24 protein-coding genes and 1 tRNA gene are annotated in these 21337 nt (G+C 62.3%); 13 read left to right on the forward strand and 12 right to left on the reverse strand.

The genetic code is table 11. The annotated features are described in order from the left end of the window. Positions 1-21 precede the first annotated feature (21 nt). The 6 genes from fghA (at position 22) to BLS26_RS08915 (ending at position 5505) form a co-directional block, all read left to right on the forward strand. Positions 22-867, forward strand: coding sequence for an S-formylglutathione hydrolase (gene fghA / locus BLS26_RS08890; protein ID WP_092517821.1), 846 nt, complete (start codon positions 22-24; stop codon positions 865-867). Between the two features lie 166 nt (positions 868-1033). Continuing rightward, a complete protein-coding gene (locus tag BLS26_RS08895; RefSeq protein WP_092510256.1) occupies positions 1034-2215 on the forward strand; it encodes an ABC transporter substrate-binding protein in 1182 nt (393 codons plus the stop codon). A gap of 32 nt (positions 2216-2247) precedes the next feature. Further along, positions 2248-3219: a YVTN family beta-propeller repeat protein gene (locus BLS26_RS08900; RefSeq protein WP_244541886.1), complete on the forward strand. Its 972-nt coding sequence runs from the start codon at positions 2248-2250 to the stop codon at positions 3217-3219. Beyond that, a complete protein-coding gene (locus BLS26_RS08905) occupies positions 3219-4037 on the forward strand; it encodes an ABC transporter ATP-binding protein (protein ID WP_092517822.1) in 819 nt (272 codons plus the stop codon). The genes BLS26_RS08900 and BLS26_RS08905 overlap by 1 nt, the downstream gene beginning before the upstream one ends. Then, a complete protein-coding gene (locus BLS26_RS08910; RefSeq protein WP_092510260.1) occupies positions 4034-4882 on the forward strand; it encodes an ABC transporter permease in 849 nt (282 codons plus the stop codon). The genes BLS26_RS08905 and BLS26_RS08910 overlap by 4 nt, the downstream gene beginning before the upstream one ends. A 50-nt stretch (positions 4883-4932) precedes the next feature. Continuing rightward, the gene (locus BLS26_RS08915) at positions 4933-5505 is read left to right on the forward strand and encodes a hypothetical protein (RefSeq protein ID WP_092517823.1); all 573 of its coding nucleotides are present in this window, start codon (positions 4933-4935) and stop codon (positions 5503-5505) included. Positions 5506-5524: 19 nt separating this feature from the next. Here BLS26_RS08915 and BLS26_RS08920 read toward each other — a convergent pair whose 3' ends face one another. Beyond that, positions 5525-6100, reverse strand: coding sequence for a PQQ-dependent catabolism-associated CXXCW motif protein (locus BLS26_RS08920; RefSeq protein ID WP_092510262.1), 576 nt, complete (start codon positions 6098-6100; stop codon positions 5525-5527). Further along, positions 6097-6996: a substrate-binding domain-containing protein gene (locus tag BLS26_RS08925; protein ID WP_092517824.1), complete on the reverse strand. Its 900-nt coding sequence runs from the start codon at positions 6994-6996 to the stop codon at positions 6097-6099. Before BLS26_RS08925 ends, BLS26_RS08920 begins: the two co-directional genes overlap by 4 nt. Positions 6997-7231: 235 nt before the next feature. Between BLS26_RS08925 and BLS26_RS08930 the strand changes: the two genes are divergently transcribed. Together BLS26_RS08930 and BLS26_RS08935 are read left to right on the forward strand one after the other, a co-directional pair. Beyond that, on the forward strand, positions 7232-8161 hold the full coding sequence (locus BLS26_RS08930; protein ID WP_092510264.1) for a quinoprotein relay system zinc metallohydrolase 2: 930 nt from the start codon (positions 7232-7234) through the stop codon (positions 8159-8161). A 56-nt stretch (positions 8162-8217) separates the two neighbouring features. Further along, the gene (locus BLS26_RS08935; RefSeq protein WP_092517825.1) at positions 8218-9042 is read left to right on the forward strand and encodes a quinoprotein dehydrogenase-associated SoxYZ-like carrier; all 825 of its coding nucleotides are present in this window, start codon (positions 8218-8220) and stop codon (positions 9040-9042) included. 44 nt (positions 9043-9086) lie between these two features. Here the strand turns inward: BLS26_RS08935 and BLS26_RS08940 are convergent, their stop codons facing one another. Next, a complete protein-coding gene (locus BLS26_RS08940) occupies positions 9087-9443 on the reverse strand; it encodes a hypothetical protein (RefSeq protein WP_244541888.1) in 357 nt (118 codons plus the stop codon). A gap of 199 nt (positions 9444-9642) precedes the next feature. Here BLS26_RS08940 and BLS26_RS08945 point away from each other — a divergent pair, with 199 nt between their 5' ends. Next, entirely contained in the window at positions 9643-10008 is a 366-nt protein-coding gene (locus BLS26_RS08945; RefSeq protein WP_172804573.1) for a hypothetical protein, read from the forward strand. A gap of 33 nt (positions 10009-10041) precedes the next feature. Here BLS26_RS08945 and BLS26_RS08950 read toward each other — a convergent pair whose 3' ends face one another. The 3 genes from BLS26_RS08950 to pqqA form a co-directional block, all read right to left on the reverse strand. Beyond that, positions 10042-10278, reverse strand: coding sequence for a hypothetical protein (locus BLS26_RS08950; protein ID WP_092510266.1), 237 nt, complete (start codon positions 10276-10278; stop codon positions 10042-10044). Positions 10279-10426: 148 nt separating this feature from the next. Beyond that, positions 10427-11296, reverse strand: a complete 870-nt coding sequence (locus BLS26_RS08955) for a hypothetical protein (RefSeq protein WP_092510268.1) — start codon at positions 11294-11296, stop codon at positions 10427-10429. 289 nt (positions 11297-11585) lie between these two features. After that, positions 11586-11666, reverse strand: a complete 81-nt coding sequence (gene pqqA / locus BLS26_RS08960; RefSeq protein WP_092517845.1) for a pyrroloquinoline quinone precursor peptide PqqA — start codon at positions 11664-11666, stop codon at positions 11586-11588. Positions 11667-11951: 285 nt separating this feature from the next. On the opposite strand from pqqA, the gene BLS26_RS08965 reads away from it, so the two are divergent. From BLS26_RS08965 to BLS26_RS08975, 3 genes are read left to right on the forward strand one after another with little or no spacing between them, the layout of a single operon-like run. Then, positions 11952-12722, forward strand: coding sequence for a MotA/TolQ/ExbB proton channel family protein (locus tag BLS26_RS08965; protein WP_092510270.1), 771 nt, complete (start codon positions 11952-11954; stop codon positions 12720-12722). Continuing rightward, positions 12719-13351 carry a hypothetical protein gene (locus BLS26_RS08970; RefSeq protein ID WP_092510272.1) on the forward strand — a complete coding sequence of 211 codons (633 nt, stop codon included), beginning with the start codon at positions 12719-12721 and terminating at the stop codon, positions 13349-13351. Before BLS26_RS08965 ends, BLS26_RS08970 begins: the two co-directional genes overlap by 4 nt. Positions 13352-13356: 5 nt before the next feature. Continuing rightward, positions 13357-13971, forward strand: coding sequence for a hypothetical protein (locus BLS26_RS08975; protein ID WP_092510274.1), 615 nt, complete (start codon positions 13357-13359; stop codon positions 13969-13971). A gap of 363 nt (positions 13972-14334) precedes the next feature. Here the strand turns inward: BLS26_RS08975 and BLS26_RS08985 are convergent, their stop codons facing one another. The 6 genes from BLS26_RS08985 to BLS26_RS09010 all read right to left on the reverse strand — a co-directional run bounded on the left by BLS26_RS08985 (position 14335) and on the right by BLS26_RS09010 (position 19109). Continuing rightward, entirely contained in the window at positions 14335-14733 is a 399-nt protein-coding gene (locus BLS26_RS08985; protein ID WP_092510278.1) for a hypothetical protein, read from the reverse strand. Positions 14734-14990: 257 nt separating this feature from the next. Then, positions 14991-15066: transfer RNA gene (locus BLS26_RS08990), tRNA-Lys, on the reverse strand. A 174-nt stretch (positions 15067-15240) separates the two neighbouring features. Beyond that, positions 15241-15846, reverse strand: a complete 606-nt coding sequence (locus BLS26_RS08995; RefSeq protein ID WP_092510279.1) for a Spy/CpxP family protein refolding chaperone — start codon at positions 15844-15846, stop codon at positions 15241-15243. A 145-nt stretch (positions 15847-15991) separates the two neighbouring features. Beyond that, positions 15992-17275: a TRAP transporter large permease gene (locus tag BLS26_RS09000; RefSeq protein WP_092510281.1), complete on the reverse strand. Its 1284-nt coding sequence runs from the start codon at positions 17273-17275 to the stop codon at positions 15992-15994. After that, positions 17275-17844, reverse strand: a complete 570-nt coding sequence (locus BLS26_RS09005) for a TRAP transporter small permease (RefSeq protein WP_092510282.1) — start codon at positions 17842-17844, stop codon at positions 17275-17277. Before BLS26_RS09005 ends, BLS26_RS09000 begins: the two co-directional genes overlap by 1 nt. Positions 17845-18107: 263 nt before the next feature. After that, positions 18108-19109, reverse strand: coding sequence for a TRAP transporter substrate-binding protein (locus BLS26_RS09010; protein WP_092510284.1), 1002 nt, complete (start codon positions 19107-19109; stop codon positions 18108-18110). Between the two features lie 961 nt (positions 19110-20070). Here BLS26_RS09010 and BLS26_RS09015 point away from each other — a divergent pair. Continuing rightward, positions 20071-21168 carry a helix-turn-helix domain-containing protein gene (locus BLS26_RS09015; protein WP_157676388.1) on the forward strand — a complete coding sequence of 366 codons (1098 nt, stop codon included), beginning with the start codon at positions 20071-20073 and terminating at the stop codon, positions 21166-21168. Positions 21169-21337 lie beyond the last annotated feature (169 nt).

Consider the following 21337-nt stretch of genomic DNA (forward strand, 5'->3'; position numbering starts at 1 on the left):
CGAAGGCTTGAACTTATGGGCGTGACCATGCAGACCGTTTCGCTCAACCGATCGTATGGCGGCACGCAAGGCGTCTACAAACACGCCAGTCGCGAGACCGGAACCGACATGGTGTTTTCGGTTTACGTGCCGCCGCACCCCGAGGGCGCGAAGCTTCCGGTGATCTGGTATCTGTCGGGACTGACCTGCACCCACGCCAACGTCACCGAAAAAGGTGAATTCCGCAACGCCTGCGCCGAACTGGGTTTGATCTTCGTGGCGCCCGATACCAGCCCGCGCGGCGAAGGCGTGCCCGGCGATCCCGCCAAAGCCTACGATTTCGGGCTCGGCGCCGGCTTCTATGTCGATGCAACGCAGGCGCCGTTTGATCGTCATTACCGCATGTGGAGCTATGTCACGGCCGAATTGCCGGAACTGATCGCCGCGCAATTCCCGGTCGATTCCAGACGGCAGTCCATCCTCGGCCACTCCATGGGCGGCCACGGCGCGCTCACCGCAGCCCTGCGCCATCCCGACCGTTACCGCGCCGCAACCGCGTTTGCGCCGATCGTCGCACCATCGCGCGTGCCCTGGGGTATCAAGGCGCTCGGCGGCTATCTCGGCGACAACAAGCAGCCATGGCGCCAGCACGATGCGGTGGCGCTGATCGAGGACGGCGCCAAATTTGCAGACCTGCTGGTGGATTACGGCGACGCCGATCCGTTTCTCACCGAACAGCTTCGTCCCGAATTGCTGAAGGCCGCCTGCGACACGGCCGGCATTCCCCTCACCTTGCGCCGTCAGGCCGGTTACGATCACAGCTACTACTTCATCTCCACCTTCATGACCGATCACCTGCGCTGGCACGCCACGCGCCTGAAAGCCTGAATTCGGTCGCGCCTTAATTCCATGGCGATGACCGGCGCTCTCGAAACAGTGATCTCTCGCGCTGACGGTGGCACGGCGACCAAGGTGGGGTTGCAAGCTGCGAGAATTCGGTCATGTTTCCTGTCAAGCGTCCTCCGTCAATCGATGAGGCGCATCGGGAGGAACCATGATCCGATGGTTGGTTGCTGCGATCGGCTTTTGCGTCGTGGCTACCCCTGTGCTCGCGGCTGATCCGCTCGAGATCGGCATCGGCTATCTCGGTCACGCCGGCGTCAAGGCAAAACTGTCGCTGGTCGAACAGCCGGCCGAGAACGACGGCGTGGCGGGCGCGCGGCTCGCCATCGAGGACAACAACACCACCGGAAAATTCCTCAATCAGCATTTTACGCTGGAAGAGGTTCGACTCAAGGACGGCGACGACGCCGCGAAGGCAGCGACGACACTGGCCGGCCGCAACGGCTTCATCATCGCCGACCTGCCGGCGGATGAGTTGCTGAAAGCCGCCGATGCGGTGCGCGAGCGCGGAACCGTGTTGCTGAACGCCGGATCGATCGACGACCGGTTGCGCGAAACCGATTGTCGCGCCAACATCGTCCATGTCGCACCGACGCGCTCGATGCTCGCGGACGCACTCGCGCAGTATCTGGTGTGGAAGCAGTGGAAGCGCTGGCTGCTGGTCGCGGGCTCACACGACCAGGACAAGCTCTATGCCGATGCGCTGCGACGCGCCGCATCGCGCTTTGGCGCCAAGATCGTCCAGGAGCGGACGTTCGAGGACACCGGCGGCGCCCGCCGCACCGACAGCGGCGTGACGCTGATCCAGCGTCAAATGCCGGTGTTCACGCAAGCTGCGCCGGCCTATGACGTTCTGGTCGCCGCCGATGAAAGCGAGGTGTTCGCGTCCTATCTGCCCTATCGCACCTGGGATCCGCGCCCGGTCGCGGGCTCGGCGGGGTTGGTGCCGGCCAGTTGGGATGCAGCGCAGGACCAATGGGGCGCGGTGCAGATGCAGAACCGGTTCATGAAACTGAACTCACGGCATATGACCGCGCTGGACATGCAGGCGTGGACCGCGGTGCGCATGCTCGGCGAGGCGACATCGCGCACCAACTCCGGCGACCCCAAAACGGTGTTCGATTTCGTCAAAGGACCCGACTTTTCGGTTGCGGCCTTCAAGGGACAGCGGCTGACACTGCGCGACTGGAATCTGCAGCTTCGCCAGCCGATCCTTCTGGTCGACGGTCGCATGGTCGTCTCGGTTTCGCCGCAGGAAGGTTTTCTGCATCAGGTCTCGGAACTCGATACGCTCGGCGTCGATCGCCCGGAGACCAAATGCAAGCTGCACTAAAACAAGCTGCACTGAAGACGGAGAGGTTTCGCATGTGGCGTGGTTGTCTGCTCCCGGTGATGGCGGTATCGCTCGCGGCCGCCTCGCCCGCGCACGCCTTCATGGCCTACGTGTCAAACGAGAAGAGCAATACCGTCTCGGTCATCGACACCGACAGCTGGACGGTCACCAGAACCATCAAGGTCGGCCAGCGACCGCGCGGCATCGAATTCACGCGAGATGGCAAGTTCGTGCTGGTCGCGGTCGGCGACGACGACAAGATCGAGGTCATCGACACCAAGACCCAACAGGTGGTGGATTCCCTGCCCTCCGGCCCCGATCCGGAACTGTTCACCCAGGACGCCGCCGGCAAGACGCTTTATGTCGCCAACGAGAACGACAACACGGTAACGATCATCGATCTCGAGAAGCGCGTGCGCCTCGGCGACATCCAGGTCGGCGTCGAGCCTGAAGGCATGGCGATCAGTCCCGATGGCAAGACGCTGATCAACACGTCAGAAACGACCAACATGGCGCATTTCATCGACACCGCGACGCGCCAGGTCGTCGCCAATGTGCTGGTCGACTCGCGGCCGCGCTTTGCCGAATTCAAGCGTGACGGCTCCGAACTATGGGTATCGTCCGAGATCGGCGGCACCGTGTCGGTGATCGACCCTGCCAAACACGCGGTGACCGGAAAGATCACCTTCGAGATTCCAGGCCTGCGGCGCGAAGCGATCCAGCCTGTCGGCATCGGCATGACCAAAGACGGCAAGACCGCGTTCATCGCGCTCGGCCCGGCCAACCGCATCGCCGTCGTCGACGGCACGAGCCACGCGGTCAAAAAGTATCTTCTGGTCGGCCAGCGGGTCTGGCACATGGCGTTCACGCCGGAGGAAAAGTTTCTGCTGGTGACCAATGGCGTGTCGAACGACGTCTCGGTGATCGACGTCGCCGCGCAAAAGGTCATCAAGACCATCCAGGTCGGCGAGCTGCCCTGGGGCATCACGATTGCGCAGCCATGATGACTTCAGCCGCACCCACTGCCGGCCAGGATACACAGGACGTCCCTGCCCCCGCTTGCGCGGCCGGAACGCAAGCGCTGTCGATTAGCGGCGTCAACCATAGCTATGGTCCGCGACGCGCGCTCATCGACATCAGCTTTACCGTCGCCCCGGCGAGTTTCACGGCGCTGCTCGGGCTCAACGGCGCCGGCAAGAGCACGCTGTTCGCTTTGGTGACGCGGCTGTTCGGAATCCAGGCCGGCCACATCGGCATTTTCGGCCATGACATCGGGCTTACGCCGGGCGAGGCACTACGGCTGCTCGGCGTCGTGTTCCAGCCGCGCACGCTCGATCTCGATCTCTCGGTGACGCAAAACCTGCTGTATCACGCAGCCCTGCACGGCATCGGCCGGCGTGACGCGCGCTTGCGCAGCGGCGAGGTGCTGACCCGCATCGGGCTTGCCGATCGCGCCGGCAGCAAGGTGCGCGATCTCTCCGGTGGCCAGATGCGGCGGCTGGAAATCGCGCGCGCTCTGCTGCACCGGCCGCGGCTGTTGCTGCTCGATGAAGCCACCGTCGGGCTCGACGTCAAGGCCCGGGCCGATATCCTCAGCCACGTCCGGCAGCTCGTCACCGAGCAGGGCATCGGCGTTCTCTGGGCCACGCATCTGTTCGACGAGGTCGCCGCCAGCGACGACCTCGTCGTGCTGCATCAGGGGAAAATCCTGGCGCAGGGACCGGTCGCGCGCGTCGTCGCCGAGGCCGGCGCCGATAACGTCAATTCCGCGTTCATGCGCCTGACCGGCGCCGCGGAACGGATCGGGAGCGACACGCCATGAGCTCCACGATCGTCAGGCCTGCCCGGAGCGGCTTCTCATTCGCGGAATATCTCATTTGCCTGAACGGCATCGTGTGGCGCGAGGCATTACGTTTCCTGCATCAGCGCGAGCGTTTCATCTCCGCGCTGGTGCGGCCGCTGGTGTGGCTGTTCATCTTTGCGGCCGGCTTCCGCCAGGTGCTCGGCATTTCCATCATCCCGCCATACGAGACCTACATTCTCTACGAGGTCTATATCGCGCCCGGGTTGATGGCGATGATCCAGCTCTTCAACGGCATGCAGTCCTCGCTCTCGATGGTCTACGACCGCGAGATGGGCAACATGCGCACCTTGCTGGTGAGCCCGCTGCCGCGCGGGTACCTTCTGTTCTGCAAGCTGCTCGCCGGCACCGCGGTCTCGCTGCTGCAGGTCTACGCCTTCCTGTTGATCGCCTGGTTCTGGGACATCGCCCCGCCGCCGACGGGCTATCTCACGGTGCTGCCGGCGTTGATCCTGTCCGGCCTGATGCTGGGCGCACTCGGCATGCTGATCTCTTCCGGCATCAAGCAGTTGGAGAACTTTGCCGGCGTGATGAACTTCGTGATCTTTCCGATGTTCTTTGCTTCCTCCGCGCTTTATCCGCTGTGGCGGGTTCAGGAAGGCAGCCCCCTGCTCTACTATGTCTGCCTGTTCAATCCGTTTACCCATGCGGTCGAACTGATACGCTTTGCGTTGTACGGACAGACCAACTGGATTTCGCTGGCGGTGGTGGGCGGCTGCAGCGCCGTCTTCATGTTGGGCGCGATCTACGCCTACGATCCATCGCGCGGCTTGATCCGCCGCGGACCTGCCGGAGGCGAGACATGAGACGGCGAATTCCAGTCGGTGTCGCGATCGCCACGCTGCTTGCCACGGTGATGTCGGCTGGCCTCTGCATGGCTGCCGATCCGCGTTACCCGGATTGGCCGTGCGCCCAGGCCAAGGTACCGGAGATATCGCTGGCGGCGGTGTGGGCCGGTCCGCCGCTCGACGATCTCAGGGACAAATGGAAGGACGATGCCAAGGTGAGTGCACTGGTGTCGAAGCTGTCCGCACGAAAGCTCCCGCTCGAAGAAGCCCAGAAGGCGGTCGCAGAATTTTTGACCGCCGCAGCGGCCGACAAAGCGACCCGGGGCAGACTGCTGTTCGCCGGCCTGTTCGATACCCTTAACGCGCAGCGTTCATCGGTCATGAACGGTCTCGAGCGGGTGATGCGCAAGCAGCGCGAGGCCGCGGATAAAATTCGCGCCGATACGCTGGCGTTGCAGGCGCTGCAGGACGCGCCGAAGCCCGATCAGGCCAAGGTCGAGGAGTTCGGCAATCAACTGGTCTGGGAGACCCGAATCTTCGAGGACCGGCGGCGCGTGGTCAAATTCGTCTGCGAGGTACCGACCGCGATCGACCAGCGGTTGTTTGCGCTGGGCCGCACGATTCAGCAGGAGATGGAGTAGCACTGCCGCACCGCGGAGATTATCGCGGCGCCAGCGTCTCTTCCGCCGCGCGCGGCTCCGGCTGCGATTCCTCCAGCGGCAGGCCGGCGAATTCCCAGCCGTCAGTGCCTTCCGGGTACCACGCCACATCGCGGTAGCCGTACGACAGGATTCGTTTCGCCGCATTCCAGGACATCCAGCAATCGGCCTGGCAGTAGACCACCAGCAGCATGGCGTCGTTGCCGCCGGAAACGCGCTTGATCCCCTGCTTCAGATAGTCCTCGGTCGCGGTCGACAGCTTGCCGTAACCGGTGTCCGGCAGCCATACACTGCCGGGGATGTTGAGCCGAGGCTTGTCGCGCCAAATCGTGCCGGCGGGAAGATTTTGCGGCTTGGGCGCGCGCGGCAGCACATCGATGAAAACGCCGCTCTTTGCGCGCCAGATCGTCTCGGCCTCCGCCGTAGTGAGAACGCGCCCGCCGGTGAGCGTCGCGGGCACCGGCGTGCGGTAATTTTCCATGCGGTATTGGTCGGGCTCCGGCGGACTCTGCTGCGCGGGAGCCGGGATCGTCGATGCGATCATCGTAAGGATCAGACCCGTGATCTTCCAGATCATGGCAGTTTTGTTGCGGTCTCCGAACCGAGCGGCCGGTCGTTCTCGTCGAGCAAGGGAACGCCGAAGTCGAGCAGTATCTTGTTGATCGCCGGCTGATTTTCCTGGATCAGCCGATTGAGCAGGCGCTTCCAGTTCTGGTCCGCGCCTCGCACCCCCATGCCAATGCGAAAGGTCAATCGAGGTCCCGTCGTTTCCTTGACGAGCGGTGTGACGTGGAGCGGCGGGCTGGCGCGCTTGGCATAGAAGCCCGCCATCGGGCCCCACAAAATCCCGGCATCGATCGTACCTGACATCAGATCGCCGATCATCGCCTCAGCCGACGAGTCGAACCGGGTATCGATCATCAGCGGATAGGGCTTTGCATTGATCATCAGGCCGTTGGCCGCCATGTTGGTGGCGGGCGGCGTGCCGGCGACGATGCCGATATGCTTGCCCTTCAGGCGCTCGTCATCCAGCGTGTTGACTTCGTCGAGGCCGCTGCCCGGCTTGGCGACCAGCGCATAGGCCGTGCGGTAGTAGGGATTGGTGCCTTGCACCAGTTCGTCGCCCTGCGGAAAGCCCATGATGACATCGCAACGATGGGCGCCAAGCGTCATCCGGACGAAGCCGGTCGCCTGCGGAAAGTACATATAGTCGAGCTTCTTCTGCAGCTTTTCTGCAAACAGTTCGGCGAGCTTGTTCTCGAAACCCTCGCCCTTCTCGTTCGAGAACGGCAGGTTGCGCGGATCGGCACAGACGCGCAACACCTTGGGATCGACAAGCTCGATCGACAGATCGCCGGTTTCGTTGATCTGTGCGACCGCCGCACCGCGGCCGAGCAAGAGTGCGGCAACGACAACCAGGGAAACCAACAGCCAGCGACGTCGTCCAGCAACGTTTGTTAAGACATGTGTCATCGAGAGCTGTTGCACGTCGCGCCCACCATGTTGCGAACCATCCATCGGCGTCAGCGATCGCAACGAACCGAAGTTCACGTGAGCCGCAGACAATCAAAATGCTATGCTTCCGAACCGGAGCGTGCAACAGGAATAATCCTCGCGAAATTCTACTCCGTCTGTTGCGACGCAAACCAACCATGGCGACGGAACACGGATCATCAATATCGCTTCGTGGTGGCACGGAGGCAAAACCATGGCTCGCTGCGTGTTGATCGTCGTCGCGTTCGCGATCCTCGGGACATCGACGCTGGCGCAGGCTCAGCAACACGCCCCGTTGCCGGTCAGCGAGATCGCTCCCGGTGCATTCGTGCACGACGGCCAGGTCGCGCTGATGACGCGCGAGAACAGCGGCGACATCGCCAACATCGGATTTGTCATCGGCCAGGACGCGGTCGCGGTGATCGATACCGGCGGCAGCGTTCGCGAAGGCGACCGGCTGCTCGCAGCCATCCGCGCGCGCACCGACAAGCCGATCCGATACGTCATCAACACCCACGGCCATCCCGATCACGTTTTTGGCAATGCCGCCTTCGTGGCCGATGGAACCGTATTTGTAGGCCACAAGAATCTGCCGCGGGCACTGGCCACGCGTGGCCAGTTTTACATCGATGCTTTTCGCCGCATCATGGGCGACGAATTGATCGACCCGGTGCGGATCGTTTCCCCGACGCTTCTGGTCGACGGCACGCTCAGGCTCGACCTGGGTTCGCGAACCCTGCTGCTGCAGGCGTGGCCGACGGCGCACAGCGACAGCGACCTCACCGTGCTCGACGAGCAGACCGGAACGCTGTTCGCGGGCGACCTGGTGTTCCTCACCCATATCCCGGTGATGGACGGCAGCATTCGCGGGTATCTCGCCGTCATCGATGAACTTGCCACCCTGCCCGCGCAGCGCGTGGTTCCCGGTCACGGCGCTGTGAGCGCATGGCCCGCAGCGTTGGCCGACGAGCGCCGTTATCTCGGGACGCTGGCGTCGGACGTTCGTGCGCTGGTCGCCGGCGGCAAGCCGATCACGGCTGCCGCCAATACGGCCGCGGCTTCCGAGCGATCGCGGTGGGAGTTGTTCGACGACTACAATGCCCGTAACGCAACCGCAGCATTCTCCGAAATTGAATGGGAATAGCCAACGCAATGCGGTATATTAGCGTCGTTGCTTCCACCTTCGCGAAGGGTGCGACCATGCCCAAAGCTCATTTCCGCCTGCTCTGCATCGCCGGCCTGCTTGTGCTCGGCGCGCAGCAGACGCCTGCGGCAACGCCGGAGGCTTATGACCCGTGGCCTGGCCTGGTTCAGGACATCTTCAGCAATCGCACCATGAACGATGGCAATGACGTGATTGCGATCGAAATGCCCTACCGCGCCGAGGACGCGGCGATCGTTCCCGTCACCTTGAAAACCAAGCTTTCGCCAGGCGACAGCCGTCGCGTCGTCAGCATTACGCTGGTCATCGACCAGAACCCCGCACCGATGGCAGCGAAGTTCGCGCTCGGTCCGGACGCAAGGGTGTCGGAAATTTCGACGCGCGTGCGCGTCAATAATTATACCGACGTTCATGCCGTGGCCGAGCTCAGCGACGGCAAGCTCTACGTGACGAAGACCTACGTCAAGGCGTCCGGCGGCTGCTCCGCGCCTGCCGCCAAGAATGCCGAAGAAGCCAATAGCCGGCTGGGCCAGATGCGCTACCGACAATTCGCGAAATCCGGCGAAGGTCCGACCAGCGGCGCCCGCGAGGCCCAGATCATGATCGGCCACCCCAACAATTCCGGCCTGCAGATGGACCAGGTCACGCAGCTCTACATCCCGGCGTTCTTCGTCAACGAACTGCATCTCTGGCAGGACGGCAGCCCGATACTGACGATGGAAGGCGGGATTTCGATTTCGGAAGATCCCAATATCCGCTTCACCTATGTCTCGAACGGCGCCAAGCGCTTTCGCGCCGAGGCCCGGGATAGCGAAGGCCACGTGTTCCAGCACGAATGGAGTGTCGACGCGTCTGGCATTTGACGTCGAGCGACCGGGTGCCGGACGGATTTTAGCGATGCTGCGCCTCAGAAACACCTGACTTCGGCTTCGGCCTGAGCACGCCGGAGATCATTGAGCGCGCTTGTCGCCTGCTCGGAGGTGCGGAACTGGCCTCCCAAATTACCCCTGACCTGGGACATGCTCAACACCGTCTCCGCGGTGACATAGCGGTCATAGGGCACGAGCGACGCGACAACATCGATCGAACAGGAGCATTGCTCGATCGCCTGTCGCGTTTCGCCATTCGCCTTCAGGCAGCCGAACACATATTCGGAGCGGGCCGAGGTCGGATAATCGTTGTCGTCGGCGTGCGTCGTAACGACCGCTGACAGCAGCACAGCCAGTGCGCCGACACTACGTCCGATCGATCCAGCAAACGTCATGTCCATTCTCCGACTGCCGGAGCCTTATCGGTTCTGATGGCATCAGAACCGGGCTCCACTCTCTTGCTTCGACGCGTTTTCTTTACGCGAACCGGAATCCGCTTCGCTTGAAAACGCTGTTGGCCGGAAGCTATGCTATGATCGTCGTTCTGAAAAGAAGGCGATCGCGGAAGCGGTTCAAATCTCCGGGGAGGCTGCCATGTTGCGTGCGTGGACCATCGTCACTGTCTCGCTGATCGCCTTGGCGAGTTCGTTGCCGAGCCAGCTCGCCGCGCAAAGCAAGGGAAAAGGCATCCGGTTGTGGAACCTGACCACGGCGACGATTTCAGGTTTTCAGCTCTCGCCTGCCGGAAAGACCGACTGGGGGCCGAACCAGACCCTGAATGACAAGGACGGGGAAGTCGACCACGACGAACGGCTGCGCATCACGGGCGTTGAACCGGGCCGCTACGACGCCAAGGTGAGCTACCGGGACTCACGGCAATGCATGGTGCGCGACATTGAAATCAAGGCGGATGCGGTGTTTTCGATTGCGGACAAGGATCTCAAGGACTGCAACAAATAGCCCGTGCGACACCGCCGGCTGAGGCGATCCGCTTCAGCCTGCGTGAGTTGGCTTGCCGGCGTCCGCTTTGTCGTTGGTGTGCGGATATTCGCAGCGCCATTTGACCGCGGTCCACTTCGGATGGTCGCCGACCCATTGCGCGATGTACGGCGGCGCGGCCATGACGCATTGCGTCAGCGAACCACTGTAGGAAAACACCAGATGGGTGTCCTCGCAGGTGGTTGGAGACAGCACCGCACATACGGTCACAATCAGGTCGATCGGATTCATGCCTGAGATCCCTCGGATTGATTTGCCCCAGATTGATTCGTCAAAAACATAGCACGCACAAATACGTACCCGAGGAAGCGAGGTTTCACACCACCGTGAAAATGCGGGGGAAGAGCCCGACCCTGAATCAGGTAGAGCCTGCAAGGCCTTAGAAGTTGACGCCGAACACCAGCCGGGCCTGATGCCGCTCGAAATTGACGAGATCGAGGGTGGCTCCCGATCCGGCCGGACGTCCCCAGGCCTGGACGCTCCAGCTTGCGGTCAGCCGGGAACGTTCGGATAGCTGGAAATACGCCGTCGGGCCGATGAACAGCGCCTGGCCGGAGAACTCCTCCAGACCTATGCCCTCATATTTCCGTAAGTACCGCGCTTCACCGCCGAGCAGAAACCCCGGACGTAACTGCGCCATCACGGCGAATGCGGCGCCGACCGTCGACTCCTGCTCCGCGGCTCCCGTCCCGACGAAGCGTGTCCACTCCGGCTGATAGATCAGATTGAGCGCCGCAACCGCGACGTTGGGAACAATGTCGCGATCGAATGCCACGGTGAGGTCCGTGCCGTATTTGCGGACCGCCGCGGCCGTGGATTCATCGATGCGGTCGGCATGCGGCTCGACCGCGACGGTCAGGCCGAACGGAGCTGTTTCCCGGTCGAGAAACCGGTAGCGGAAATCCACCGAGACGCCCTGCCATCCCAGTTGGCGGCGATCATCGAACCCCGGAACGCCGTTGATATCCTGCGCCGAAAACGTGCTTCCCAGTTCGATTCGGAAATTTTTAACGGGCACGAACTCCAGTTCGACTTGCTGGCCGCCCGCCCGGTACGTTCCGCCGCTCTTGCCGAACCGGCCGGTCGTCTCGGTTTGAAACTCGCGCTCGCCGACATTGCCGACATCGGTGCCGATCATGAAGCCGAAGATATGCTCGGTATCGATGCCCTCTGCGGCCTGAACGGCAGCCGGAACCACCGCCGCAAAGCACACGATGATCGCCCGGATCGATTTTGCGCAACTAGACATTCACACCTTGGAGCGGACGAAAGCGACAGCAGCGCTGACCGTAAGGCAGCCTAGCATAATCCGGAGAAAGGTCGTGAGCCATCGCAGCCGCCGATCGGAGCCGATCTGGCGAAAGACATTCCGTGGCGGGTTCTGGGATCAGACGGCGGCGCCGAACAACGCTCTCTAAAGCACGTCCGACGGGCCTCAGCACCATTGGGTGCGGGAAGCGGCGTGAGGAAAGCGCACGCCTGCCCGACTCGAAACAGCGAACTTGCTGCCGGAGCCGGGCAGATCGCCTTGATGCTGTCTACTTGCGCGCTGCGCAGGCGTACATGTTGATTTCCATGCCCACCGACACTTCGACAACCTTCGGAGTCTTCCAAGTCATAGCGAGTCTCCCAAGTAGTTTTGGCGCGAGGTCCGCACCGGCGTCGAACGTAGGGCCACCCCAGATGCCGCGCAAGTACGCCAAGTGACACCCAAACAACCGAAATTTCTCTCTTGGACAAACTTAGTTCTCTCTTGGGCAAAATTGCGCGCGACAAAGGCACGCGGGGCGCGTTGAAGTGCTTTCACCCAACAACATTTTGAATGGATGTTGCAGCGGATTCGGTTTGCCTGCCTCGACGGCATGTGGAACGCTCGGCCTCCTGTCCGATGTCGAGGTGCAAGAATGCCAACGACGAACGCGGATATTGATTCCTTCGGTGACCGTGGCCCGCTGCTGCGATGGCTGGTGTTTACCGGGCTCTGCCTGTTTGCGTTCATCCTGCTGTGGCGTTTCGGATTGATCCGGCAGATGGTCGCAAGCGATCGCACCTACATCTCTTCCATCATCGGCTTGCTCTATGTGGCTGCGTCACTGCACTGCCTGTGGCGCACGATCGCGATCTCGCGCGAGGCCGATGCGGCACGGCGCGGCGGAGCGTTGATCGAGGCAGGATTGGGCCCGCTTCATCTCGACGGCGACGCCGTTATCGTCGAAGGCGCCGGCGAGCTCCCGCGCGGCCTCGTCGCGGGACATATCCATGATCTGGCGGTCAAGGCACGGCTGCAGGGACCGCGGCGTATCGACCAGACCCTGTTGCTGCGCGGGCTTGCGGGACGGCTGCGCGGCTCCAACCAGTTCGGCGCCTTCGCCAGCGATACGCTGATGAAGCTCGGCCTGCTCGGCACCATCATCGGATTCATCATGATGCTGGCGCCGATCGCAGGCATGGACCCTGGCGATCGCAGCACCATCAGGTCGTCGATGAACCTGATGAGCGACGGCATGGCGGTCGCCATGTACACCACGCTCGCCGGCCTCGTCGGCTCGATCCTGGTCAGGATCCAGTATTACATGCTCGATGACGCGACCGCAAAACTGTTCGCCTACGCCGTCGGTCTGACCGAGGTTCGCGTCGTCTCGGTGCTCGAAGACCGGCCTGAGGCAGCGGAATGATCGACGAATTCGAACTGATGCCGCAGGAGGAGCCGTTCGACCCGTTCGCGGTCATGCTGTTCAAGGCGCTTCAGGTGCTGGCGTTCCTGTTTTTCATCGCGCTGCTGGCGATTGCGCCCGAGGCCAAGGACGGCAAGATCGACAGCAAGGCCGAATTCCTGGTGACGATGAGCTGGCCCGACCAGCACCCGGACGATTTCGACATGTTCGTGCAGGATCCGATCGGCAATATGGTCTGGTACCGCCGGCGCGAAGCCGGTTTCATGCTGCTCGACCGCGACGATCGCGGCGGCGCCAACGATTTCATTCTGGTCAACGGCCGCAAGGTACTGTCGCCGATCCGGCAGGAAACGGTGAGCATTCGCGGCATCGTCGCCGGCGAATACACCGTCAACGTCTACCACTTCATTGCCATGGGCCATGAAGCCGTTCCGGTCTCGGTGAAGGTCGAGAAGCTCAACCCGACCGTTCAAGTGGTCTATTACGACACCATCATGCTGCAGAGCGCCGGGACCGAGCGGACCGCCGTTCGCTTCGCGATCGATGCCAGCGGCACGGTTACCGATGTCAACAGCCGTGAAAAATCGCTGCTGCAGACGCTGCGCAATCCACGCCGCAACGCAGGCTGACGAGGATGGGACTGCAGTCGCAAATCGTCGGTCTGTCGGTCGCCTATGTCCTGCTGGCGGCGCTGCTGCTTGTGGTCGCCTTGCGCGTTCGCGCACCCTGGCCGCTCAAGGCTGCCGCCGTTGTCATCACCAGCATGTTCTACTGCATCGCGTTCTTCCGCGTCGAAGGCCTGCCCGGATGGTCCGCGGCCGCACCGTTGCCGCCGCAGTTCCAACTGCTGTGGGCACGGGTGGTAGATCCGAACCCGCTCGATCGCGATCCCGGCGCGGTGCATGTCTGGGTCGAGGAACTCGACGCTGCCAATATTCCGAGCGGTCAGCCACGCGCCTATCGGCTGCCCTGGTCGCCGACGCTTGCCGCAAAAGTGGAAGCCGCGCGCGATGAAATCATGAAAGGCCGTCCGCAAGGCGGTCGCGCGGCCGATTACGGTACCGGCACCGGACAGGCCGCGCCCGAAGGCCCATCCGACGTCACCAAGCTTCGCCCCGCCGCGGCGCCGGGCGGCGATCCGACCGGCGGCGGACTGCTCGATCTGTCGTTCCTGACCGGTGAATCCGGCAACATCGAATTTTCGGCGCTGCCGCCGCCGGTGCTTCCGCCCAAGGACACGCCACCCTGATTTCGGGTTTCGGGTGGCCGCGCAAATGCCGATGTCGTTTAATCGCACCGCTGCTGGAGCCGTGTTCCAAATGCTGGTTTGCGAGGCCGTCATGCGAGCTTTGTACGGAGCAATACTTGGCGCGTTCCTTGTCGTCGGGTTGACGTCAGCCACACCGGCGCAAAACGCGCGTCCGGATCAGGTCGCGCCGACCAGCACGTCGCCATCGCTGACCGGCAAGGAGCGGCTCGGCAGAAAATGGATGGACGAGCAACGGATCGACAACTGCAACGTCCCGGTCGACAAGCGAGGCACGCGGCCGCGGCCAACCAGCTGCGCGCATATCCCTACCGGATGATCAGCAACGGCGGTCGCGACGTGACGTCAGACGCCGCCGGGCTGAACGTAGCAGAACACGTACCGGGTGCGGCTCAGGAATACGATGCCGTGCCCGGTGGGATTCGATTTGTCCCATTTGAGCTTGTTGTCGGGAATTTCAATTTCCGTTCCGATCTCGATGTGGGGCCGGCCACGCGGCTCATCCGGCCGGTCGTCGGTCACGATCGCGTAGGTCTTGCCGTCCCTGACATGGATTTCATCCGCCCAATAGGCATCGGCTTCGCCGCAGCATGACGCGTTGGGAACGTCGGGCTGCATCAGGGCCTGATACCATTGCTTGAGCGAGGGATCGACGGCATCCCACTGTCCCAAATCGCGCGCACTCGTACTCGCACCTGCGCCCAGGTAACCGAAAATACCCAGGCAAAGGACGATCCATCTCATCCCCTGGCTCCTCAAGTTGTTCCGGCCGAATCAACGAAGCAAGCTTCGTGCCGCGAAGAACAACTTGAAAGATCGAGGTAGAAGAATGGCTTACCGTAGAAATACTGACTCACCCGCATCCGGCGAAAGCATCGGCCGGCGTTCGCTCTCGCGGGGGCGCAGTCGTTTGCGGCTGCAGCCGGATTTGAAGCATCGGACGGCGGCCCGGCGCAAAGCTGCGGCTGGTGTTTCTCAGAGAGAAAAGTTCTTGAAAGGCTTGGTGGGCGCACCAGGGCTCGAACCTGGGACCCGATGATTAAGAGTCATCTGCTCTACCAACTGAGCTATGCGCCCGGATCTTGGTCCGGAGAAGCCCTGCAAGAGGGCGTCGTTTAGCAAAGCGACTCCGCGATGTCCAGCAAGCCGGAACGAGTTTTCCCGGCCTTTGGCGGGCCCCCGGAACGGCAAAAAGCCGCTGGATTTCAGCGGCTTCCGCCGTTACCGGGATCGACCCGCCGAAAGGGGTCCTTAAAGCCGTTCGGAGCCGCCCCGATCCGGGCCGCCGTCGCGGTCGTAGCGATTCCGGTCAAAATCGCGACCCCGGCCGCCGTCGTCGCGGTCACGGTCGAAGCCGCGGCCCGGTCCCATCCCGTCATGATGGCGCCAGCCTTCCCCACCGCCGAAACGGTGGTCCATATGGGTCAGCAGGGCCAGGCGGCGCTTCTGGCCGTCATCGAGCGTCTTGTAGAGCGGGTCGGCGGCGTCGGCGATTTTCTTCATGGCGGCTGCCGAGGTTGCCATGTTGTCGGCGCGCTCGCGCAAGCGGGCGACCGGATCGTCCGGCTTCTGCGGGCTCGAGTCATCCTTCTCCGCGTTCATCCGCGCATTGGCGCGATCGATCCGCAGTTTGACGAAATCCTTCACCGCAGCTTCCACCGGCGGCCACAGCTTTTCCTGATCCGGCGTCAGCCGGAGGCCGGCGTGAACCGCGGCAATCCGCGCGTCCGCAAACGCCGCACGATCCTCCGGGTTCATCCGCATGTGTCCGTAGGACCAATGACGGTGCTGGGCGTAGACGGCGGTCGAGCCGGCAATAGCGAGCACGGCGACGGCGGCGATGGTGAACTTTCTCATGCGAACCTCCTGTAAAGGTTGCCTGAAGATGGGCCCACATCGAACGCGGTTCAACTTACCGATTGGAAAGAGTGCCCCCTCTTACCAAGATGTAATGTGACGCCGCCTGATGCACCGCAGCACGCTGCGCCAACTGCGGCAAAATCTAAATCATCCCGAGCAACCGCGGCAGCCACAGCGATATTTCCGGCACATAGGTGATCAACCCGAGGAAGACCAGCATCGCGCACAGCCACGGCAGCACCGCGATGGTGATCTCGCTGATCCCCATTTTGGCGATACTGCTGGCGATGTAGAGATTGAGTCCGACCGGGGGATGGCACAGACCGACCTCGGTGTTGACGATCATCAGGACGCCGAGATGAACCGGGTGGATGCCGAGCTTGGTCGCCAGCGGAAACAGGATCGGCGCCATGATCAGCAGGATCGACGACGGATCCATCACGTTGCCCGCCAGCAGCAGGATGATGTTGACGACCAGCAGGAACATCCAGATCGAGAAATTCTTGTCGATGATCCAGGCCGCCATCTCCTGCGGGATCTGCTCCGATGTCATCAGGAACGAGAACAGCACCGCGTTGGTGATGATGTAGAGCAGCATCGAGCTCATGCTCGCGGCCTGCAGCAGCACCCTCGGCACTTCCGTGAGCTTCAGCTCCTTGTAGACGAACACCGTGATGAAGAAGGCATACACCGCCGCTACAGCCGCGGCTTCCGTCGGCGTGAAGATGCCGCCATAGATGCCGCCGAGCACGATGCCGATCAGCAGCAGGCCCCAGAGGCTTTCGCGGAACGCAGTCCATTGCTGGCCGAGCGTGGCCTTCGGCATCTTCGGATAGCCGTTGCGCAGCGCGACAACGAAGGTCACGGCGGCGAGCATCAGCGCGAGAATGATGCCGGGCACGATGCCGGCCATGAACAGCGCGCCGATCGAGGTGTTGGTGGAGACTCCGTACAGCACCAGGATGATCGAGGGCGGCACCAGGATGCCAAGCGCGCCCGAGGTCGCGATCACGCCGACGCCGAACCGGCGCGGGTAGCCGTACTGCACCATGGCCGGCATCATGATCGAGCCGATCGCGACCACCGTCGCCACGCTCGACCCCGAGATCGCAGCGAACATCGCGCAGGCCGCGACGCCGGCAAGACCGAGCCCGCCCGGCAGATGCCCGACCAGCGAGGTCGTGAACGCGATCATCCGTCGCGCCACCCCGCCGCGGGTCAGGAAGGTACCGGCCAGGATGAAGAACGGGATCGCCATGATGCCGAAGTTGTCCAGCCCTGAGAACAATTTCAGGCCGACGCTTTCGATCGGCACCTGCGTCATCGTGAACAGGAAGGTCAGCACGGTGAGGCCGAGCGAAATCGAGATCGGCATGCCCGTCAGCATCAGCGCAAACAGCAGTCCGAAGATAATGGCGGCGCTCATCACGCTTCTCCAAGCGCGATCGGCGCGGTCTTGCTGGTTTCGACGCCATCAACATGGGTGGCGTCATGATGCGGCAGTTGATCGGTCCGCCAGTAGGTCCACACCACCTGAAGGAAGCGGAAGCACATCAGATACGAACCCAGCGGAATGCAGGCGTACACGATCCAGCTCGGTATCTCGAGGTCGGGCGATGTCTGGTCGGTCGACATCAATTCGATGACGAATTTGGCGCCCATGGTGCCGACGATCGCCGTGAACAGCGCGCCGCCCATCAGGCCGAACAGGATGGTGACCTTGCGCCAGCGATCATTGAGCCGGTTGATCAGCACGTCGACGCCGACATGGATGCCGGTGCGCACGCCGTAGGCGGCGCCGAACTTGGCCATCCAGATGAACATGTAGATGCACAGCTCCTGGGTCCAGGCGATGTGGATCTGGATCAGGTACGGATAGAGAAACGGAATGCCGGTACCAAAGCGGTGCACGACGGCAACGAAGATCAGCACGGTCGCGGCGCCCATCAGCGTGCTGATCAGGATTTCCTCGAGCCGATCAAGGATACGAAGCATCTTCTATGTTTCCCCAGCCATCCAACCGTCATGCCCGGGCTTGTCCCGGGCATCCACGCCTTGCGTTGCTGCAAGGAGGACGTGGATGGCCGGGACAAGCCCGGCCATGACGGAAAATCATTCATTCTCGGCCGCATGACTCGCTGCGGCACCCCCACCCATAGCCGATGCTCCGCATCGGCGTTATCACATCAAGAACGGCGGCCATAGGCCGCCTGTGCCTCCCCCGCAAGCGGGAGAGGGAGTATCACCAGTCGTCGCGTTTAGTGGCTCGCCTGCCCGGTCTCTTTCAGGAACTCGTCGATCAGCGGCTGGCCGACGCGGGTCGCGACATCCTTGTAGACCGGCTCCACCGCCTTGCGCATCGCGGCGTCCTGCTCCGGCGTCAGCGTGACGATCTCGGTCTTGCCGCTCTTTTTGATCAGCTCGAGCGCGTCCTCGTTTTCCTTCGCCGACTGGCTGTTGCCGAAAGCGGTGGCTTCCTTCATCGCCTTGTCGAGCTCGGCGCGGATGTCGGCCGGCAGGCCGTCCCAGAACTTCTTGTTCACGACCACGACGTAGCCGATGTAGCCGTGGTTGGTGACGGTGGCGAACTTCTGCACCTCGTGCATTTTCTGGGTGTAGATGTTGGACCAGGTGTTCTCCTGGCCGTCGACCACGCCGGTCTGCAGCGCCTGATAGACTTCGCCGAACGCCATCACCTGCGGGATTGAACCGAGCGCGCGGAACTGCGCCTCCAGCACCTTCGACGACTGGATGCGGAACTTGACACCCTTGTAGTCGGCGGGGGCGACGAGCTTCTTGTTGGCGCTCATTTCCTTGAAGCCGTTGTCCCAGTAAGCGAGGCCGGTCATGCCCTTGGAATCGAGCAGCTTGAGCAGCCGGGCGCCGAGCGGGCCGTCGGTGACCTTGCGCAGCGTGGTCAGGTCGGGAAGGATGTAGGGCAGATCGAACACCTCGAATTCCTTGACCCCGATCGGGCCGAATTTCGAGTTCGACGGCGCCAGCATCTGCACCGCGCCGAGCTGCAGCGCTTCCAGCTCTTCCTTGTCCTTGTAGAGTGTCGAGTTCGGGTAGACTTCGACCTTGACCTTGCCGGCAGTGTATTTCTCGGCCAGTTCCTTGAACTTGTCGGCCGCCTTGCCCTTCGGTGTGTCGGAAGCCACCACGTGGCTGAACTTGATGACGATCGGCGCCTGCGCGGCGGCCGGACCGGCCAGAGCCAAAGCCGCGACCGATGCCGCGACCAAAATCAATCCACGCATGTAACCTCCCGCGCTATTTTTGCGGGACAGGGGTAGTACCCGGCCCCGAACTTTGTATGCCGGCCGCACCAATACAGAGAAGCGGACCGGATTGCCATTGCCCCTTTAGCAGGGGCTGATGTTTCGTTTTTGCTGCATCGCAAAATGCGACATTCTGTCCATACAGCAAACGTCTGCTGCGATCGGCCACCGCATATGCAGGGCGCTGTGCCCGGGTTCCGCCGCGGCGTCCAGTAGAGGTTGGCTTACGCTGGATTCGCGATAGCAGAACGGTGGATGTTTATCTCGTGGTCAGGGGAGGAATTTGGGGCGCCTACTACCTCTCTCCACGTCATTGCGAGGAGCCAACGGGTCGCGCGAATGCGCGCCCGATGACAGGCTCCGCGACGAAGCAATCCATTCTTTCTTTCCGCGGCGCGATGGATTGCTTCGCTTCGCTCGCAATGACGGACGATAGATACACCTTCGCATTCTCGCGGCGTGGTGCGCCCGGAGTTTTGCATTTCGTTGGCCCTCTTGAAGTGAAGAGGGCGTGGGGAAGACCGGATGCGCGCTGCACCCGCGGTCTCATGTACGATGCGTAGTAGTAATGTTGCACATGAGCATACAGGTTCAGCGGAGAACATCCGGCCTCCCCCACGCAATGGCTTTACGGCTTATACGATTTCGTCCTGGTGACCGGCTTTCTTGCCACCACCATCAACGTCAGCTTTCGCCTCTGCCAACTTGACGCCAGCACCGGGGCGTCGGACCCAAACGATTTCGCCGTACGCGAGTGCCGCGCTCGTCAGTCGCAGCCTCGCGTCCACCGCATCTCACCGCACGTTCGTGACGATCGCGAGCGCCCCTCTCATCGCGGGAGACAGGCGGAGTTAAACTCCTGATTTGCCCGACGGCTCAACGGAAATATTTTTATCCGAAGGGCTGGACAGGTTTTTGGTGATTTGCCCGTCGGGCTACTTTGTCGCACCATGAAGATAGATTTTCTGGTTGCGCGCGAAGCGACTCGTCCGCCGTTGCTCAACGAGGCAGAAGCCGTGCCTGGCGCGCGGAGGCTAACCTTGCGCATGACCTCCGCGGGCCGTTAGGTTGGCAGTCAGAAAACGGCCGGTCACGGATCGCCGGCAATCGATATTCATTTTTATGCGGGAACGATATATGGATCATTATGGCAATTGATTATCTCCAGGTCGGACAACGCCTGCGCGCGCACCGCATGGGCCTCGGGCTAACTCCCGAGCAATTGGCCGAGCAACTCGATATCTCGCGCGCAGCGCTCTACAATTATGAGAAGGGCGAGGGACCGGTAAAGCTCGAGATCCTGGAGCGGATAGCTGATTTTTTGAAGACGTCGCTACCTTCCCTTCTCGGCGTCGGCACCGAGTATTTTTCAAGCGCCACGGCCTATTTCGAACGGCTCCGGCAAATCGAAGCGAGCTCCGAGCGCGTTCTCGTCTATTACGAGCCCGTCACCTTCCTGCTGACCTCCGACGAATATCCGCAGATCCTGCGAAACATGCTGCTTGAAGGGCTTCCGGAAAAGCTGCCCAACCGACGCCGCGCCCAGGCTGAAATAGAGAGCCTGATCGGAATTTTGAGCGAGCGCCGGGCGACCATATCCAAGGGCGGACCGAGTTTCGCCGGCATTGTCGGCGCCACCCAGGTGCGGCGCCTGCTGCGAACCGGCCTGATCGGGACCTACGACCTGCCAAAGGCGGAGCGGGACAAACGACGGCTGGCTGCGCGGCGAGAGGTCGAGCGGATCGCCAACATTATGGAGAACGAGCCGGTCGGCATCCAGATCGGGATTGTCGACGACACCCTTCCCAATCAGACTTTCGAGATCTGCCGGTCGCGGGACGGCACCGTTTTGGTCGCGGTCAGTCCGTTTCGGTTGGGCGAACTGCCGAATGTGCGGTTGGGTGTCGCTACCGTGACCGCAGCGCCCGAGGCCGTCGATCTCTACCAGCGGCTCGCCGGTCAAATGTGGGAGCGGGCCGCGAAGGGCGTCAGCGGAGCGGCGCTGCTGCGCAAATGCCTGAAAGAGCCTCAGATCTGAGCCGGGCCTTCGTCCGTCAGAGGAGCTCCTGCCCGGCCCTCGAGATCGGAATCTCGCCGCTACCTGCGTCAGACACTTGACAGGGCTTGCCGAAGAAATCATCGATTCAACAGGGCGTTAGCCGCTTGTGGGCGCAGCCCGCATGTCTCAACCAATGACGGGACGGCCC

The organism is Afipia sp. GAS231, from assembly GCF_900103365.1.
Taxonomy (GTDB): domain Bacteria; phylum Pseudomonadota; class Alphaproteobacteria; order Rhizobiales; family Xanthobacteraceae; genus Bradyrhizobium.

Coding starts and splice junctions, on each gene's coding strand:
- pqqA (WP_092517845.1), bottom strand. CDS start 11,666: ATGACTTGGAAGACTCCGAAGGTTGTCGAAGTGTCGGTGGGCATGGAA.
- BLS26_RS09000 (WP_092510281.1), bottom strand. CDS start 17,275: ATGAGCGCCGCCATTATCTTCGGACTGCTGTTTGCGCTGATGCTGACG.
- BLS26_RS08985 (WP_092510278.1), bottom strand. CDS start 14,733: ATGAGATGGATCGTCCTTTGCCTGGGTATTTTCGGTTACCTGGGCGCA.
- BLS26_RS09010 (WP_092510284.1), bottom strand. CDS start 19,109: ATGCGTGGATTGATTTTGGTCGCGGCATCGGTCGCGGCTTTGGCTCTG.
- BLS26_RS08995 (WP_092510279.1), bottom strand. CDS start 15,846: ATGAGAAAGTTCACCATCGCCGCCGTCGCCGTGCTCGCTATTGCCGGC.
- BLS26_RS08965 (WP_092510270.1), top strand. CDS start 11,952: ATGCCAACGACGAACGCGGATATTGATTCCTTCGGTGACCGTGGCCCG.
- BLS26_RS08900 (WP_244541886.1), top strand. CDS start 2,248: ATGTGGCGTGGTTGTCTGCTCCCGGTGATGGCGGTATCGCTCGCGGCC.
- BLS26_RS08970 (WP_092510272.1), top strand. CDS start 12,719: ATGATCGACGAATTCGAACTGATGCCGCAGGAGGAGCCGTTCGACCCG.
- BLS26_RS08940 (WP_244541888.1), bottom strand. CDS start 9,443: ATGACGTTTGCTGGATCGATCGGACGTAGTGTCGGCGCACTGGCTGTG.
- BLS26_RS08975 (WP_092510274.1), top strand. CDS start 13,357: ATGGGACTGCAGTCGCAAATCGTCGGTCTGTCGGTCGCCTATGTCCTG.
- BLS26_RS08895 (WP_092510256.1), top strand. CDS start 1,034: ATGATCCGATGGTTGGTTGCTGCGATCGGCTTTTGCGTCGTGGCTACC.
- BLS26_RS08930 (WP_092510264.1), top strand. CDS start 7,232: ATGGCTCGCTGCGTGTTGATCGTCGTCGCGTTCGCGATCCTCGGGACA.
- BLS26_RS08935 (WP_092517825.1), top strand. CDS start 8,218: ATGCCCAAAGCTCATTTCCGCCTGCTCTGCATCGCCGGCCTGCTTGTG.
- BLS26_RS08915 (WP_092517823.1), top strand. CDS start 4,933: ATGTCGGCTGGCCTCTGCATGGCTGCCGATCCGCGTTACCCGGATTGG.
- BLS26_RS08925 (WP_092517824.1), bottom strand. CDS start 6,996: ATGACACATGTCTTAACAAACGTTGCTGGACGACGTCGCTGGCTGTTG.
- BLS26_RS08955 (WP_092510268.1), bottom strand. CDS start 11,296: ATGTCTAGTTGCGCAAAATCGATCCGGGCGATCATCGTGTGCTTTGCG.
- BLS26_RS08920 (WP_092510262.1), bottom strand. CDS start 6,100: ATGATCTGGAAGATCACGGGTCTGATCCTTACGATGATCGCATCGACG.
- BLS26_RS08945 (WP_172804573.1), top strand. CDS start 9,643: ATGTTGCGTGCGTGGACCATCGTCACTGTCTCGCTGATCGCCTTGGCG.
- BLS26_RS08910 (WP_092510260.1), top strand. CDS start 4,034: ATGAGCTCCACGATCGTCAGGCCTGCCCGGAGCGGCTTCTCATTCGCG.
- BLS26_RS08905 (WP_092517822.1), top strand. CDS start 3,219: ATGACTTCAGCCGCACCCACTGCCGGCCAGGATACACAGGACGTCCCT.
- BLS26_RS09005 (WP_092510282.1), bottom strand. CDS start 17,844: ATGCTTCGTATCCTTGATCGGCTCGAGGAAATCCTGATCAGCACGCTG.
- BLS26_RS08950 (WP_092510266.1), bottom strand. CDS start 10,278: ATGAATCCGATCGACCTGATTGTGACCGTATGTGCGGTGCTGTCTCCA.